The sequence below is a fragment of the Rahnella sp. BIGb0603 genome, assembly GCF_024808755.1.
Taxonomy (GTDB): domain Bacteria; phylum Pseudomonadota; class Gammaproteobacteria; order Enterobacterales; family Enterobacteriaceae; genus Rahnella; species Rahnella contaminans.
Window position 1 is genome coordinate 609,622 of sequence record NZ_JANUEX010000004.1, and the last position, 15,819, is coordinate 625,440.

13 protein-coding genes and 1 tRNA gene are annotated in these 15,819 nt (G+C 50.0%); 9 read left to right on the forward strand and 5 right to left on the reverse strand.

Translation table 11 applies throughout. The features are described from left to right. Positions 1-11 precede the first annotated feature (11 nt). From M2403_RS14125 to M2403_RS14150, 6 genes are all read left to right on the forward strand, one after another. Positions 12-87 (forward strand) — tRNA-Phe (locus tag M2403_RS14125). A gap of 233 nt (positions 88-320) precedes the next feature. Next, positions 321-1,481 carry a mandelate racemase/muconate lactonizing enzyme family protein gene (locus tag M2403_RS14130; RefSeq protein WP_259229611.1) on the forward strand — a complete coding sequence of 387 codons (1,161 nt, stop codon included), beginning with the start codon at positions 321-323 and terminating at the stop codon, positions 1,479-1,481. Next, positions 1,474-2,790 (forward strand): MFS transporter, encoded by a 1,317-nt coding sequence (locus M2403_RS14135; RefSeq protein ID WP_208952268.1) that lies wholly within the window; start codon positions 1,474-1,476, stop codon positions 2,788-2,790. Before M2403_RS14130 ends, M2403_RS14135 begins: the two co-directional genes overlap by 8 nt. Positions 2,791-2,871: 81 nt before the next feature. Next, on the forward strand, positions 2,872-3,897 hold the full coding sequence (locus M2403_RS14140; RefSeq protein ID WP_259229614.1) for a S66 peptidase family protein: 1,026 nt from the start codon (positions 2,872-2,874) through the stop codon (positions 3,895-3,897). Positions 3,898-4,162: 265 nt separating this feature from the next. Next, the gene (locus tag M2403_RS14145) at positions 4,163-5,047 is read left to right on the forward strand and encodes a winged helix-turn-helix domain-containing protein (protein ID WP_152325354.1); all 885 of its coding nucleotides are present in this window, start codon (positions 4,163-4,165) and stop codon (positions 5,045-5,047) included. 250 nt (positions 5,048-5,297) lie between these two features. After that, a complete protein-coding gene (locus M2403_RS14150) occupies positions 5,298-5,591 on the forward strand; it encodes a FidL-like protein (RefSeq protein ID WP_259229615.1) in 294 nt (97 codons plus the stop codon). 23 nt (positions 5,592-5,614) lie between these two features. Here the strand turns inward: M2403_RS14150 and M2403_RS14155 are convergent, their stop codons facing one another. From M2403_RS14155 to M2403_RS14175, 5 genes are all read right to left on the reverse strand, one after another. After that, the gene (locus tag M2403_RS14155) at positions 5,615-5,887 is read right to left on the reverse strand and encodes a helix-turn-helix domain-containing protein (RefSeq protein ID WP_152325356.1); all 273 of its coding nucleotides are present in this window, start codon (positions 5,885-5,887) and stop codon (positions 5,615-5,617) included. 27 nt (positions 5,888-5,914) lie between these two features. Further along, positions 5,915-6,886, reverse strand: coding sequence for a fimbrial protein (locus tag M2403_RS14160; protein WP_152325357.1), 972 nt, complete (start codon positions 6,884-6,886; stop codon positions 5,915-5,917). 53 nt (positions 6,887-6,939) lie between these two features. After that, positions 6,940-7,677 (reverse strand): molecular chaperone, encoded by a 738-nt coding sequence (locus tag M2403_RS14165; RefSeq protein WP_405047825.1) that lies wholly within the window; start codon positions 7,675-7,677, stop codon positions 6,940-6,942. Positions 7,678-7,712: 35 nt separating this feature from the next. Beyond that, positions 7,713-10,214 (reverse strand): fimbria/pilus outer membrane usher protein, encoded by a 2,502-nt coding sequence (locus tag M2403_RS14170; protein WP_152325358.1) that lies wholly within the window; start codon positions 10,212-10,214, stop codon positions 7,713-7,715. Between the two features lie 95 nt (positions 10,215-10,309). Continuing rightward, the gene (locus M2403_RS14175; protein WP_152325359.1) at positions 10,310-10,891 is read right to left on the reverse strand and encodes a fimbrial protein; all 582 of its coding nucleotides are present in this window, start codon (positions 10,889-10,891) and stop codon (positions 10,310-10,312) included. A gap of 690 nt (positions 10,892-11,581) precedes the next feature. Here M2403_RS14175 and acs point away from each other — a divergent pair. Genes acs through actP form a run of 3 tightly spaced genes read left to right on the forward strand, consistent with a single transcriptional unit; the run spans position 11,582 to position 15,573 of the window. Next, the gene (gene acs, locus M2403_RS14180) at positions 11,582-13,543 is read left to right on the forward strand and encodes an acetate--CoA ligase (protein ID WP_259229618.1); all 1,962 of its coding nucleotides are present in this window, start codon (positions 11,582-11,584) and stop codon (positions 13,541-13,543) included. A gap of 54 nt (positions 13,544-13,597) precedes the next feature. Beyond that, the gene (locus M2403_RS14185) at positions 13,598-13,909 is read left to right on the forward strand and encodes a DUF485 domain-containing protein (protein WP_101078242.1); all 312 of its coding nucleotides are present in this window, start codon (positions 13,598-13,600) and stop codon (positions 13,907-13,909) included. A gap of 29 nt (positions 13,910-13,938) precedes the next feature. Then, positions 13,939-15,573, forward strand: a complete 1,635-nt coding sequence (gene actP / locus M2403_RS14190) for a cation/acetate symporter ActP (RefSeq protein ID WP_152325370.1) — start codon at positions 13,939-13,941, stop codon at positions 15,571-15,573. Positions 15,574-15,819: the final 246 nt, after the last annotated feature.

Consider the following 15,819-nt stretch of genomic DNA (forward strand, 5'->3'; position numbering starts at 1 on the left):
TGCGCCCCGTTGCCCGGATAGCTCAGTCGGTAGAGCAAGGGATTGAAAATCCCTGTGTCCTTGGTTCGATTCCGAGTCCGGGCACCATATTTAAAGAAACCAGCCTAACGGCTGGTTTTTTGCTTTCTGGCCTCGGCCAAAAAAATCCTGCCCTCTCCCTTTCGTGACTCACTTCTCACCCCTTCATTCATTTGCACAAAACTCCCGTTCAATCCTGTTTAAAAGTTAGGCCAACGTCCGTTAACGGGCATATTTCCTCGTTTTAGACTGTTTCCTTAGGCTAAAAAATTTACTCAAAGCCCTACAAACAGGATTGTCTGATGCAAATAACCCACATTGAGGTATTGCGCGTTGCTATTCCTTTCAGCAGCGGCAGGGAAAAATCACAAGAGAAAAACACTGACGCTTACAACGCGGCGTCACCGACATTAACCCGTATGGAAACGCTGCTGGTCAAAATCACCACGGATACCGGTTTACACGGCTGGGGCGAAGGTTTTGGGCATCTTTCAAACCCGATGACGGAAACGGCGCTGAACGGTCTGGTGGGCAGATTTTTCCTCGGGCAAACCTGTCCGCAAAGCCCTGACGAAATTGCCTCGCTGATGCAACAGGCAGAAATCAATTTCCACGCCTTTGGCCGCACGGGGCCGGTGATGTTTGCGCTGTCGGCAGTGGATATCGCGCTGTGGGATTTGCTGGCAAAAGCCAGAAACCAGCCGCTTTGGCAATTGCTTGGGGCGAAGCGCCATAAAATCGGGGTTTATGCCAGTCTGGTGAGTTACGGGAATGACCCGCAACGCGTGGCAGAAAAAGTGCTGAGCACTTATGACGCCGGATTCCGCGCCATCAAACTGCATGAAACAGAATACGCTGCCATTGCCACCGCGCGGGAAGTGTTGCCGCAAGATGCTGAACTGATGGTCGATGTAAATTGCCCGTGGAGTGTTAAAGATGCCATCGCGCAGGCGCAGAAGTTACGCCCGCTGAATCTGGGATGGCTGGAAGAACCCGTCTGGCCGCCGGATGATCTGGCTGGTCTGGCGCAGGTCAGAACACAAGGCACACGAATTGCCGCTGGCGAAAATGCGGCGGGCGTACAGGGTTTTGTCGAGCATTTCGAACGCGGCGCGATTGACATCGCACAGCCGAGCGTCAGCAAAGTTGGCGGTATCACCGCCATGTTGAAAGTCTTCGCGTTAGCAAAACAATATTCTGTCCGGGTTGTTCCGCACTGCTTCTATTATGGCGCCGGCCTGATAGCGACCGCGCAACTGGTGGCCTTGCTTGATGAAAGTGTCAGTCTGGAGGTGCCTTTCATTCAGTGGCAGGAACAACTTTATCCGCAGCTGGACTTCACGCCACATATGGTTTTACCTGATGCGCCGGGTCTGGGTTTTGAGCCTTCTCCCGCCGTCATTCAGAAATATCTTGTCAGCTCACAAACTCTTTCCCTGATGACGGAGGCGGCTCATGCATAAATCCAATTACCGCGTCATTATCGCCCTGCTGCTGTTCTTTGCGGGCATGCTGAATTATCTCGATCGCGCCGCGCTTTCGGTCATGGCACCGCTGATCAAAGGCGATTTGCACATTGACGATGCGCAGATGGGGATTCTGTTCAGCGCCTTCTTCATCGGTTACTGCCTGTTTTGTTTCATCGGGGGCTGGAGCGCTGACAGATTCGGGCCACGCAAAGTGTTCGGGCTGGCGGCAGCTTTCTGGTCGGTATTCTGCGGCGCTACGGCGCTGGTGACAGGTTTCGGGCATTTGCTGGTCGTGCGGGTAATGTTTGGTATCGGTGAAGGGCCGATGGGCACCACCACTAACAAATCCATCTCCAACTGGTTCCCGCGTAAAGAAGTCGGGCGTGCGGTCGGGTTCACCAACGCCGGGCAACCGCTGGGCGCAGCAATTGCTGCACCGATTGTCGGGCTGGTCGGATTGCACTTCGGCTGGCGTATTGCCTTTGTGGTGATTGCCGCGCTGGGCTTCGTGTGGCTGGCAGCCTGGATGATTCTTTTCCGCGATAAACCGGAACAGCATCCGCGCGTTTCAGAGGCCGAGAGAACGCTGATTGCCAGCGACCGTCCCGCGACACCGGTCACTTCAGGGATGAAAGAAAAAGATGTGCATACCCTGTGGTATTACGTTTTTTCCAAACCGGTATTAGGCGTGGCCGCCGCGTTTTTCTGCTTCAACTATATTCAGTATTTTTTCCTGTCATGGCTGCCGAGCTACCTCACGGATTTCCAGCATCTGGACATCAGGAGCATGAGCATTATCGGCATTCTCCCGTGGCTTGGCGCAACCGCAGGTTTCATTGGCGGCGGCATTGTGGCGGACATGCTATACCGCCGGACCGGCAACTTCCTTTTTTCACGCAAAGCCGTCATTTTCACCGGCCTGATCATCGCCGCAGGTTGCGTGCTGATGACCGCTTACACCCGCAATACGGCCGGTGCCGTCGCCCTGATCACTGTCGCCAGTATCTTCGCGTATATGACCCCGCAGGCATGCTGGTCGCTATTGCAGGATATCGTGCCGGCGCATCGCATCGGAACCGCGGGGGGATTTGTGCATCTGCTGGCTAATCTGGCCGGGATTTTATCTCCCAGCATCACCGGCTTTTTAATCCAGTACGGCGGCGGTTATCAGTCTGCTTTTATCCTGTCGAGCGGTCTGGCGATCGTCGGCGTGGTCGCAATGGCGATACTGGTACGCCAGAATAAAGTGAATGAACTTTTTGGTAAAAAAAGCCCGTCAGAAGACGTCATTACGCAGCATTAATCCTTTGATTTGTCATGTTCAACCTGCAACTGAGCTGATACATTGCAGGTTGAACATTGAGCAAATTTATAGGATATAGAAATGCCTTCGTCCGGAACTCCGCTTTTCCCGCCAGCATTGAAAACCGGTGACACTATTGGTTTCTTCTCCGCCTCTTCACCGGTTACCACCACGGCACCAAACCGCTTTGCGCGCGGGAAAGACTACTTGCGGGAAAAAGGTTTTGTGCTCAAACCGGGGTTGCTGACCGGCGAGTCAGACCATTACCGTTCAGGATCCGTTGCCCGGCGGGCTGAAGAATTAAACCAGCTGTTTCGTGATCCGCAGGTGCGCTGTGTGATGTCCACCATCGGGGGCAATAACACTAACTCCCTGCTGCCTTACCTCGATTACGACGCACTGGTCGCTGACCCGAAAATCATTATTGGTTATTCAGATACCACCGCGCTGCTGGCAGGCATTTACGCACAGACCGGACTGATTACTTTTTACGGCCCTGCGCTCGTTGCCTCTTTCGGCGAATTTCCCCCGCTGGTTGATGAGACTTATGCGTCTTTTGCTGACGTTTTGATGAACCGTCATGACGCGCCATATCGTTATTCTTTTCCCTCACACTGGACGGATGAAAAGCTTAACTGGGATGATATTGCTCCGGTTCGGGCTAAGCATTTGTATGCCAATACCTGCCGTTTTCTGGGCAAAGGGCGTATTGAAGGGCGCGTCATCGGCGGCAATCTGAATACCCTTTCGGGGATCTGGGGAAGTCCTTATATGCCCGAAATCCGTCAGGGCGACATTTTATTTATCGAAGACAGCCTGAAAGATATCGCCACCGTCGAACGTTCATTCTCCATGCTTAAGCTCAATGGCGTTTTCGACCGCATCAGTGCGATAGTGCTCGGGAAGCACGAATTATTCGATGACGCCGGAGCCGGCAGACAGCCCGCAGATGTATTGCTGGAAATCCTTAACGGCCAGGATATCCCGTTAGTCGACGGCTTTGACTGTTGCCATACTCACCCGATGCTCACCCTGCCGCTGGGTGTAGATATCGCTGTCGACTTTGACCGGCAGCAGATTCACATTGCCGGCCAGTACCTGTCCTGATGACCTTATAAATCACGTACTACTAAAATTCCGTACGTGATTTATATCTTTCCGGCTCAAGCCTTCCTTTTTCTTCTCCCTCCGTTAAGGCCATACATTGCCAGCATGTAAATATTTCTGACAACAATCTGACTTTTAAATAGTACGGTTTATACTGACTGCCCCTTAACGACGGTATATCAGGGTAAAATTCTGATAGGGTAGCACTGTACTAATTATCTGAATGCAAATGTAAGACAGGATATGTTTAACAGGGAGACTGAGGATGCAAATGATTTATCTGATTGAAAATGAAATAGTATTCAATCCAGAGGATAACTCACTTTCTTTGCTGAGCGACGCTGAGAGTAAGGTCGCTGTATCCAATCCTGCGCGGAGAATTTTATTATTGCTGATTGAGCAACATGGCATTGTTGTTCCTCGTGAAACATTTTTTAAAAAAGTATGGGATGACTATGGACTGACTGCCAGTAATAATAACCTCAATCACTGCATCAGCAAATTACGTAAAGTGATTTCTATGCTGGGTTATTCCGATGAATTCATTGTCACCGTTCCCAAAGTTGGTTTTTACATCAGGAAAGAGATCGCCATTGCGGTGAATTTTGAGCAAATCGCATCTCCCAAAGAAAATACGGAAGAGTCCAGAAGTGTTATCGAAATACCGGAAATCATTCTTCCCATCGCTGAAGAACAGCCTTCCACAGAGGTGGTGACTGAGCCAGTTCAGCCCGAAACCGTGACACCGGAGCACCACCGATGGGAAACAAAACACTCTGTTTTTATGAGTATTTTAGTCACAACAGTGATTACGGCCTGGGGGATTTTCATCCTTCACCGTAATCTGAGTGACCCGATGGCGCATTTGCAGATTGCGAGAATAGGTGTCTGCGAACTGTATTCAACCGCGCCCGTCACTCCGTCACGAAAGGAGGAATTCGCGCGTCTGGCCGAAATTTTCCTGCGAAAAAACAATATTTCCTGCAAGCCCGGTCAAATATTCATATTTCAAAGTGAGCGATTTTCCCTCCCGATAAATACGGGTTCTGTGCGCGATTTCATGACGCAATGTAATACCGATGATAATCATAAGATGAACATTTGCATAAGTTATTATACAAATGACAGGACCACGAATGACAAATTATAATAAAAGCTTACCTTCAGTAAAGAAGATCCTTCTTTTATTCTTATTGCCCACTATTGTTTTACTGATCATTGTTTTTTGCGAGATTTTTTTAAGAAAAGACAAAGAGGCATTTCCGGTTAACATCCCTTGCCGGGGAAACATGATCATAGAAGCACAATATGATAATCAAAAAGCCAGGATGGTGGCATCACTGTACTTTAGTTTTCTGAGCAAGAATAAAATTTTGATTTCTCTGAGCGGGACAGGATATTTGTATAACAATGAAAATGTCGTCGTTGAGAAAAAAACGCTGCTGCGTAATATCTATTATGATTATATCCATGAAAGTAAGGCCACGGATACCTACTCGATGACCAGCAGTCAGATCAATATCGATAGCGTGGATGATTTTGACTGGCGTATTTCCTCACTTTTACTGATGAACAGTTTTTTTCTGACGGGCCACACAGATACGCTGGTCTTAAAGAAGTTCGACGATAACGCCCTGCTCATCGAAAACAATCAGTCACCGTTTACGCTGTGCATCTTCAGTAAGAGTCTGTGAGACCCGGTCGTCACTGCTTTTGTCTATTTATAATACAGATAGAGTTGAAATCCGCAGGCTTGAGCGTAACGGGCCAGCGTACTGAAACTGGCCTGTGCCGGACGCTTTTCCAGGCGAGTGATGGCCGGAGGTGTGATCCCGAGGCGTCGGGCCAGCTCAGTTTTATTTAATCCGGCATCTTCGCGTAAGGTTTGCAACAACGCATGAATTTCTGTCTCAGCAATGAGTTCCGGAGCCTGGGTAGAATATACCGGTTCTTCAAGCGCCTGAGCCCGTAGTTTAGCCGTTCTTAGCATGTCGTTCTCCCTCTCTTTCAGACGCGGTCAGTAGTAGTTAATCTTGACGATCACTGACGCATCAAATTGCCCGAGAGAAAGTGCTCTCCCTGGGATCGCACTCACTTTCGCCGTGAAGTTTTTTGTCACTTCATTCACGTTAGTGAGTTCTGCAAAATCATCATAACGATTGAACGTAATTGCCTGTTCTTTATCGTTGTAGAGCATTAATTTGGCACCATTCGACAAATCTATGGCCGTATTATCGAGCAACGGACTGGCCGTGGAAAACTCGGCCTGCAGGGAGAAATTATCCAGGCATCCCTGCTTAACGGCTTTAATGGCAAACGGCAGAGAAATACCGGAAGAACGGGACAAAATGGTGCTCTGGATCGGGCCGAAATCTACAATCTGAGATTCCGGATAGACCTTCAAATCGGAGCCACAGGCCAGGAAACGAATCCCCTGTAAGCCGGAGAGGTTATATTTCAGGTTTTTAGCGCCCGGCGATTTGTTGATGCCCCGGCTGCCATCAAGCTGGAATACCGTAAACTGATCAGCCCCCTGATAATGACCGCTGGAAGGCGCGTTCCCGCTGACCTTGATATACAGGCGGAAAGTGACGTTTACCGTAACGTTCTGGCCTTTTTTGATGGGCGTACTGTTAGTGCTGAGACGCTGTTCATTCTGCTCGAGATCCTGCCCGTTATAGCTCACGCCCAGCAGTAAGCCCTCACCAATCGACTGGGATTTCGGGTTGAAGTAGAAATGAACCACATCAATGATTGAACCCAGAACATTATCGCAATATGCGGTGACGTTAATGTCATTGGATTCCCAGATTTTGGTGCCAACCGGCACATTCGACGGTATCGCCAGCTGCCCGACCGGGATCGCAGGTTTATCGACGATCCCCGTTCCTTTTTCCACGCAATCTAGCGCCAGCGCGCTGCGGGAAAAACAGAGCAATAAAATAATCAATATCATCCTGCCAGCGAATAACCGGTAAATATCAGGCATAACAATCCCTTATCGAGGAGATGAACAGGTTCAAATACTGGCGTACACACAGCTTAGCGTTTGCCTTCTTTGCTGATGAGCTGACACTGAGGCGTCTGACACTGGTACTCGTTCACCTGTAAACCCCCGTAGTCGTCCATATATCCCAGGCTGTACCGGTTGCTGACATACTGACCGCCGGTCAGGGATTCTGTCGCAAACGGGGCCAGCATCACGCTGTCAAACCCCGGCACGTTGCCTTTATTATCCTTACCCAGATAGCCGACGGTGATATAGAAAGGTGTCGGGTTGGTCAGTTTCAACCCGTCCGAAAGGCGGCTGACCTGAAGCTGTTCCTGCCAGTTCCCTTTCAGCAATTTGCGCAGTTCGGTGGGCCGGAAGAAAAGCTTCACGCGGCTCTGAATCGCAACCTGCATCACGTTGGCCATTTCGCTTTTTGGCGGGACTTCACGCACATTGAAATAAAATAACGATTCGCGATCTTTCGGCAGTGCGGCGGTTTCCGGTAACTGAAGTACGCGGATCTGGCTTTTCTGGCCCGCATCAATCCGCTGCATTGGCGGCAGCGCCACCAGCGGAGATGTGATTTTTTCGCCCTGCGCATTCTCCAGCCAGACCTGCGCCAGATAAGGCAAGTCCTTGCTCTGGTTCTCCAGCATGACGCTGACCGATTTGTCATTGGCATTAAAAATGATACGCGTCCGGTCAAGGTTAATGGCTGCAATGGCCGGACAAGCCACGCTGGCCATCATCAGTAACGCCATGCCTGTGTGTAAAATCTGCTTCTTCATCGGACTCTTCCTTTCCTGATTCACTTTGTTAATTTTCAACTACACGGTAATAGCACCTGGCCGGAACGGGTCACGGGCTGCGAAGGTACCTGTATCCGGCATTTCTGATCCTCGCCCCAGCGTACCGTCAGCGATTTCTCGCCGGAGACGCCCGCCAGATACGCCAGACCGCCATCACCAATCAGACCGGCTTCAAATCCGGAACTGTTATCCGTCACCGACGACCCCAATGGCGGATAGCTGCCGTCAGCGAGACGAATGACGGCCATCAGGCGCTCGCCTTTAATCGCGCGGATTTTGCGGAAACCTATTGCTCCTTCTGTCAGGGTTTTGCTGACAACCGAGCTGTAAACTTCTACATCATCAGGCAGATGATTGACGTCAACGCGGATATCAGAAGTCTGATAGCTGGAGACGCCGTTCACGACGGCGATGCCGTAATCATTCGTTACCGACGCGCCTTCGCTGATCGGAATACCCTTCACTCCGGCCGACACCATCATGCGCGGCTCGCTGCCAGAGCTGCTCTGGTGCAATGCGGCTCCGGCTGCGGTGGCCGTAAATGAGCCGTACCAATTGGCGTTTACCGAGCGGTAATCGTTATTTTTTACGCTGCCGTTCACGCCTAACTGACCGTAGGGAGACATGTGCTGGTAGTTAGCACGGAAAACGCCGTCGCCTTTTTGCAGGTCAGGGCTGCTTCCGCCGGCTCCTACGCGCCAGCTGTTGTTCGGATCCTGGCTGTTGTAATAAGAGGCGGTTTGCGAAAATCCGCCCTGGGAATCCTGTTGAGCGTCATAGCTGATCTGCTGCCCGGAAGACAACGGCAAACTGAATGACAGGAACATCTGGTTTTCATCGGTATCGCGGTATCTCAGCTTGCTGGCCGACAACGTCCCGGAAATCCCGGTGAACCGCCCGATATCAAATATCTTGCTGACGGAAACGCTGTAGTTATTGCTGGGATTTTCGTTCCAGTACACCTTATGTGTCGCCGAGAGATACAACGTGATCGCCGGCCACGGCAGAAACTGGTTGGCGGTTACCGTATAAGTTTGTTTATCGTCGCGGGAATACCCGTCGCCGTTCACCTTGTCGAGATACTGGTTGAACGACATGAAGGTTTTTTCCGAGAAACGATAACCGGCAAAAGTGATCTGGCTTCCGGTGGAATCGAAACGTTTGGAATAGTTGGCGCGATAGCTGAAACCCGTTTGCTTACCCGCCACAGGAACCGTAGCGGAAGAACGCGTGACATCGAAAGACACCGCGCCCAGCTTTTGCAAATTCTGCCCGACGCCGAGTGCCTGCGCCTGATAGTTCCCGGTGGTGGCAATCAGCCCGCCATAGACTGAGAAATCATTAAGCGCGCCCCACGATATTTCTCCGCTGTAAAAACCCGGCTGCAAAACGTGATTGCTGCTGCCGGTGGTCGGTTTCCCCATCGCCGTCTTGAACCGCACCTGACCTTTGCGGGTCAGAAACGGGATCGTCGCCGTGGTAACCTGATATGTCGTTACGCTGCCGTTTTCTTCTTCAATTTTAACGTCCAGCGCACCCTGCACGGCTTCCGTCAGGTCCTGCACGACAAACGGCCCGGGAGAAACGTTGGTCTGATAAATTACCCGGCCGTTCTGGCTGATACTGACTTTGGCGTTGGTTTTGGCGATACCCGTTACCTGAGGCGCATAACCACGCAGCGAAGGCGGCAACATCCTCTGATCACTGTTGACGGAAACGCCGATAAAGCGGAAGGAATCGAAAATATCTGAGCTGAAATAGGTCTGCCCGCCGGTCAGACGCGCGCCGATGGAAGGCAATGCACGGAACAGATAGGTTTGCGTCCAGGTGAATTTATCGCTGGCAGGCGATCCTGACGTCCTGGCGGCGGAATACTGATAATCAGCGCGGGCACGCCACGCACCCAGGTTAAATCCGGTCGTACCGTAGCTGCTAAAACTGGTCGAGCTGTTGCCCTGCTGGGGCATGTATTTGCTGCCCAGCAGGTTGTAATCAAGTAATACGCCATTCACGCCGTTGTCCCACTGGGAAGGCGGAACCCAGTTTTCATCGTGAAACGTCAACCACGCCTGCGGGATACTGATATTCAGCGTCTGTTTTTCCTGATCGTAACGTGCGGTGATTTCTTTTTGACGATCCAGAGAAGTGCATTCGCCGTGATGCCAGAGTGTCAGCTGCTCCTGGGCGGCTTTGGTCAGATCGAATTTATCCACCAGTGAAGGCGGCACACACAGACGGCTGTTTTTATTATCTTCAGTAGGAATATATTTAATCAAGCTTTGATCGCCCAGCGTGCGGCCATTGAGCACGACATCCAGCAGATATTCACCGGGTGCGATATAATTCGCCACCTGAAAACGTGAAAGGTCTACATTATTGCGATCGGCAGAATCAATAAAGTTAACGTTAAATTCTACCGCCAGACTTTTGAATGAAATAAAGCATCCTGACAAGAAAATAATAACCCCTGTTGTTATTCTCATTCCTGTCGATGTTCTGTCCATCGCAAACAACATAATAAAATCACTTTTTATTTTTTATAAATCCAGCACGGAACCCCGATGCACCCGGAAAATAAAGGGGAGATAACTCCCCTTAATAACAGCAATCTTTACTTGTAGTTCAGGGCGTAAGTCGCCTGAGAAACGATAGTACCGGTGGACACTGGCTGGGTGTTGGCTTCAACGCGCGCAGCAAATACCAGCTCGTTATTACCTGTTACCAGATTAATGTCTTTTGAGGTATCGCCAACTTTCAGCAAATCCCCGTTAGCGTCGATGAGACGGATGCCTGCACCTTTCGCGCTGCCGGTGTTCGCCAGCAGTTCAGTGGCGCTGCTGTCCGGAGTACCCGCGAAAGATACGGCAACTTTAGACATCGCCGGATATTCAACGGTGCCGGCAGTTTGCGCGGTCAAATCGCAGTCTTGCAGATGGATGGTGTAGTTAACGTTTTGAGAATATTTATTGCCGCTTGCCAGCACCTTATTTGCCACCTGACCCATATCGACATTAATGTCTTCATCGCCTGCGGCAATAGAGCAAGGCGCGTTAATAACGGTACCGGTGAAATGAATACGGCCGGAACCCTGGTCAGCGCCGGTCGGAGGTGTTGTAACGTCATCAGCAAAAGCTGAAGCGGAAATTAAAGTAGATAAAGCAATAATCAGTGTCTTGTTCTTAGCGTTAAACATAGTAAGTCCTTGAGATTTAACGGTAGCTATTAAGTGATAAATACGCACACAGGCGATATTTTTCGCTGTACCGAAGAGAGCACCCCTCTCTTGCCAGATCAATATACTGATATTTTAAATTTAACGTTATAATAATTTGCCAATTGCAAATATTAAGAGTTTTAATCTCAGATTAATCTTTAAACATCACCTTTATGAATGGAAATTAACTTAAAAGTTAAAATAATTAACATTAAATGTTCCGGCTTGAATAAAAATCATTCTTGTTAATTTGAAAAGTTAAGCTTTAGTTAACCAATAATTTACTTTTCGTTTAATTAAAATTTACGTTTTCAGGGTTATTGATACATTTTCGCCGACATCAGTGAGAAAACTCTGCATTCAGATCAAAAGAACGCCCTCAACTAAGTCCGTCCGGATCTCTCTTCAGATCATTTTCAGTCGTTCATTCTTCTCAAACCGCCCTGTGTTCATTGAGAAAGAACAGTTTCTGTTTCCATTTTGGCTCATATCTCAGTTCTTTCTGACATCACGCTGCCTTTTGTGGCCTGTCCCGCACTGCTGTTGCAGATATCTTGCTGTTTTTTCTCCGCTTGCGTGATCTGCCCCCCAGAAAGCAAACAAAGCCCTAACGCAAACTACACTTAACTTTTGATTGACATATATTTAACAAAATAAAGGAGAAAAACCATGAGCCAAGTTCATAAGCATTCTATTCCTGCCTCTGTGGCAGAACGCGCCCTGATCACACCTGAAAAATATCAACAGTATTATCAGCAGTCTGTTGAAGACCCCGAAGCCTTTTGGGGAGAACAGGCAAAAGTCCTCGACTGGATCAAACCGTTTACTCAGGCGAAAAATACCTCGTTTGCACCGGGAAATATCGATATTCGTTGGTTTGAGGATGGCACCCTCAATCTGGCGGCTAACTGTCTCGACCGGCATTTAGCAGAGAAAGGCGATCAGACCGCGCTTATTTGGGAAGGCGATGACCCCAATGCTGAAAATAAGCACGTCACGTATAAACAGCTTCACCAGGATGTCTGCCAGTTTGCTAATGTATTAAAAGGATTTGGCGTCAGGAAAGGCGATGTTGTCGCCATCTATATGCCTATGGTGCCTGAAGCCGCCGTGGCAATGCTGGCCTGTGCCCGTATCGGCGCAGTGCATTCCGTCATTTTTGCCGGTTTTTCACCGGAAGCCGTTTCCGGCCGCATCATTGATTCCAATGCCAAAATCGTGATCACCGCCGATGAAGGGTTGCGTGCAGGTCGAACCATCCCGCTTAAACAGAATGTGGACGATGCCCTGAAAAATCCGGCAGTCACCAGCGTGACACACTCCATTATTTTCAAACGCACCGGGAAACAGGGTGAATGGAAAGAAGGCCGCGATATCTGGTGGCATGACGCAATAAAAGATGTTCCGGCTGATTGTCCGGCGGAAGAAATGAAAGCGGAAGATCCTCTGTTTATCCTCTATACCTCCGGCTCCACCGGTAAACCTAAAGGCGTTTTGCATACCACTGGCGGATATCTGGTTTATGCAGCGCTGACTTTCAAATACACCTTTGATTACCACGACGGCGACATCTACTGGTGTACTGCCGACGTAGGCTGGGTAACTGGCCACAGCTATCTGCTTTACGGCCCGCTGGCTTGTGGTGCGGTCAGCCTGATGTTTGAAGGCGTGCCAAATTACCCGACGCCAGCGCGTATGGCCCAGGTCATTGATAAGCACAAAGTAAACATTCTTTATACGGCGCCAACCGCCATCCGTGCATTGATGGCTGAAGGGGACAAAGCGGTCGAAGGAACCAGCCGCGCCTCGCTGCGGATCATGGGTTCAGTGGGTGAACCGATTAACCCGGAAGCCTGGGAGTGGTACTACAAAACGATTGGTAACAGCCAATGCCCGATCGTCGATACCTGGTGGCAGACTGAAACCGGCGGTTTCATGATCACACCGTTGCCGGGCGCGACGGAGCTAAAAGCGGGTTCTGCAACCCGTCCTTTCTTCGGTGTGCAACCCGCGCTGGTCGATAATGAAGGTATCCCGCAGGAGGGCGCTTGCGAAGGCAATCTGGTCATTACCGATTCCTGGCCGGGCCAGGCACGTACCCTGTTTGGCGATCATGATCGCTTTGAGCAAACCTATTTCTCCACCTTCAAAAATATGTATTTCAGCGGTGATGGCGCGCGTCGTGACGAAGATGGCTATTACTGGATCACAGGCCGTGTGGATGACGTCCTGAATATCTCCGGCCATCGTCTGGGAACGGCTGAAATTGAATCCGCACTGGTATCACATCCAAAAATTGCAGAAGCCGCTGTTGTCGGAATTCCGCATAACATCAAAGGTCAGGCTATTTATGCCTACATCACTTTGAATCATGGCGAGGAGCCTTCACCGGAACTCTATACGGAAGTACGCAACTGGGTGCGTAAAGAAATAGGGTCCATCGCCACACCGGACGTTCTTCACTGGACTGATTCATTACCCAAAACCCGTTCCGGCAAAATTATGCGTCGCATTCTGCGCAAAATTGCAGCCGGCGACACCAGTAATCTGGGAGATACCTCAACGCTTGCGGATCCGGGCGTAGTCGAAAAATTGTTGGAAGAAAAACAATCAATGAAAGTGCCGTCATAATTTTCACCGCCCTGGCGCGGTGAACTCTATCAATGCCTCACAGGAGTCACTGAGATGAATGATCTCATTTATCAGAGAGTTGTAAGTAACCCGCGCTTCAGGGAACTGGTGCAAAAGCGCAGCCGTTTTGCCTGGCTTCTGTCCGGCATCACGCTGGTGCTGTATGTCGCTTTTATCTTGCTGATTGCGTTCGATCCGCAATGGCTGGGGACGCCCTTGTATGAAGGTGCCACAATCACGCGGGGTATTCCGGTTGGCGTCGGGCTGATCGTGATTTCTTTCATCCTCACTGGCATCTATGTCATTCGCGCCAACAGCGAGTTTGACCAACTGACGGCTGATATTATCCGTGAGGTTAAGCCATGATCGCACGCCGTAGCTCCCTCTTTTTCCTGATGTTATCTCTGGTTTTGCCTTTCAGCGCTTTTGCAGCAGAAGGTATTGCAGGCGAGGTAAAACGTCAGCCTCTTAATATTGAAGCGATCGTGATGTTCGTCTTGTTTGTCGGGGCGACACTTTATATCACCTACTGGGCTGCTAAACGGACGCGTTCCCGTCAGGATTATTATACGGCTGGCGGCCGAATTACCGGGCTGCAAAACGGGATGGCGATTGCCGGTGATTTCATGTCTGCCGCATCTTTCCTTGGGATCTCTGCGCTGGTTTATACCTCCGGTTACGATGGCCTGATCTATTCCATCGGTTTCCTTATCGGCTGGCCAATCATCCTTTTTCTGATTGCTGAACGTCTGCGTAATTTGGGTAAATACACCTTCGCCGACGTCGCGTCATACCGGTTGAAGCAAAAGCCAATTCGCCTGCTCTCGGCCTGTGGTTCGCTGGTTGTGGTTGCACTGTATCTGATTGCACAGATGGTGGGTGCCGGTAAGCTTATCCAGTTACTGTTCGGCCTGAACTACCATGTCGCAGTCATCCTGGTTGGGATCCTGATGGTGCTTTACGTGTTGTTCGGCGGCATGCTGGCAACAACCTGGGTACAAATCATCAAGGCAATCCTGTTACTGGCAGGCGCCACATTCATGGCTGTTATGGTCATGAAATCCGTTGGTTTTAACTTCAATACCCTCTTTACACAGGCCGTCGCGGTACATTCAAAAGGTATCGCAATCATGAGCCCGGGAGGACTGGTTTCCGACCCGATATCGGCGTTATCACTGGGGCTTGCACTGATGTTTGGGACCGCAGGCTTGCCGCACATTCTCATGCGGTTCTTTACCGTTAATGATGCCAAGGAAGCCCGTAAAAGCGTATTTTACGCAACTGGCTTCATTGGTTACTTCTATATCCTGACGTTCATTATTGGTTTTGGCGCTATCGTGCTGGTCAGTTCAAACCCTGCATTCAAAGATGCCAGCGGCGTATTGCTTGGCGGTAATAATATGGCAGCGGTACATCTGGCTGATGCGGTCGGCGGGAGCTTCTTCCTCGGTTTCATCTCGGCAGTGGCTTTCGCGACAATACTGGCCGTCGTGGCCGGATTAACACTGGCTGGCGCATCCGCGGTTTCTCATGACCTGTATGCCAGCGTCATTAAAGATGGTAAGGCAACGGAGCGCGATGAGCTGAGGGTCTCAAAGATTACCGTTATCGTTCTCGGTATAGTGGCCATCGCTTTGGGGATTTTGTTTGAAAAACAGAATATTGCGTTCATGGTGGGTCTGGCATTCTCCATCGCAGCAAGCTGTAATTTCCCGATTATTCTTCTGTCGATGTATTGGGCTAAATTGACGACTCGCGGCGCGATGATAGGTGGGTGGCTGGGGTTACTGACGGCCGTGATACTGATGATCCTGGGCCCAACGATTTGGGTGCAGATTTTAGGACACGCGAAGCCAATCTACCCTTACGAATATCCGGCTCTCTTCTCAATGATTGTTGCCTTTGCAGGAACCTGGTTCTTCTCAATTACCGACAATTCTGTTGAGGGGCAAAAAGAGAGAGAGCGTTTCTATCCTCAGTTTGTTCGTTCACAAACTGGGATTGGTATCTCGCAAAGTTCTAATCACTGATTTTGATGCAAACAAAAGCAAGAAAAGGCCATCCGGGAGGATGGCCTTTTCTTTAATAGCTGCAAAATCAGAGTTATTGGCCAGTTTTTGGCCATTTCGCGTCTCAAATTCTAAATAGCAAAAAGCCCTGTACATCAGTACAGGGCTTTCCACTTATTTGATGCCTGGCAGTTCCCTACTCTCGCATGGGGAGACCCCACACTACCATCGGCGCTACGGCGTTTCACTTCTGAGTTCGGCATGGGG